Origin of the sequence: Demequina sp. NBRC 110056 (assembly GCF_002090155.1) — a bacterium.
Taxonomy (GTDB): Bacteria; Actinomycetota; Actinomycetes; order Actinomycetales; family Demequinaceae; genus Demequina.
Window position 1 is genome coordinate 1 of sequence record NZ_BBRM01000001.1, and the last position, 808, is coordinate 808.

An 808-nucleotide genomic window follows, 5' to 3' on the forward strand; every position below is an offset into this window, starting at 1 on the left:
CTCGTGAACGCCGACGACATCCAGATCAAGCTCGCTCAGGGCGCCAAGCCCGGCGAGGGCGGTCAGCTGCCCGGCAACAAGGTGTACCCGTGGGTCGCCGAGACCCGTCACTCGACCCCGGGCGTCGGCCTCATCTCGCCGCCGCCGCACCACGACATCTACTCGATCGAGGACCTCAAGCAGCTCATCCACGATCTCAAGAACGCCAACCCGCAGGCGCGCATCCACACCAAGCTGGTGTCGGAGGTGGGCGTCGGCACCATCGCGGCAGGCGTCGCGAAGTGCAAGTCGGACGTCGTGCTCATCTCGGGTCAGGACGGCGGCACGGGCGCGAGCCCGCTCAACTCGCTCAAGCACGCGGGTGCGCCCTGGGAGATCGGCCTCGCCGACACCCAGCAGACCCTCGTGCTCAACGACCTGCGCGACCGCATCGTCGTGCAGGTCGACGGCCAGATGAAGACCGGCCGCGACGTCATGGTCGCCCCCACGATGACCTCACCGCACCCTCGCTCCCCCGCCGTCGTCCCGGCGCGCGCCCGCTTTGCCTCGCTCGCCTACCTCGCCGCGCGCGATGTGGGCGAACGCCTGAGTCGCGAGATGACCGCCGACCATGTCCAGCACCACGACACGCCTCGCCACCGCAGCCCCCTCGATCGCCTGCGCCGTGCCGGCCAGGTCGCGCTGAACGCAGTCTCGACGCACACCCGTCGCTGGGCCGATGCGCTCGACCACGGACGGCCGTCCGCCGTATGAGCGTTCCCGCCACCGCGACCACCAAGGACGCGATCCTCAGCGCGACTCGCGGCGC

1 protein-coding gene is annotated in these 808 nt (G+C 70.5%); it reads left to right on the plus strand.

Annotation, left to right across the window (positions count from 1 at the left end; translation table 11 throughout):
* Window positions 1-753: glutamate synthase-related protein (locus B7K25_RS13885; RefSeq protein ID WP_234988001.1), on the plus strand; the 753-nt coding region annotated here is incomplete at its 5' end.
* Window positions 754-808 lie beyond the last annotated feature (55 nt).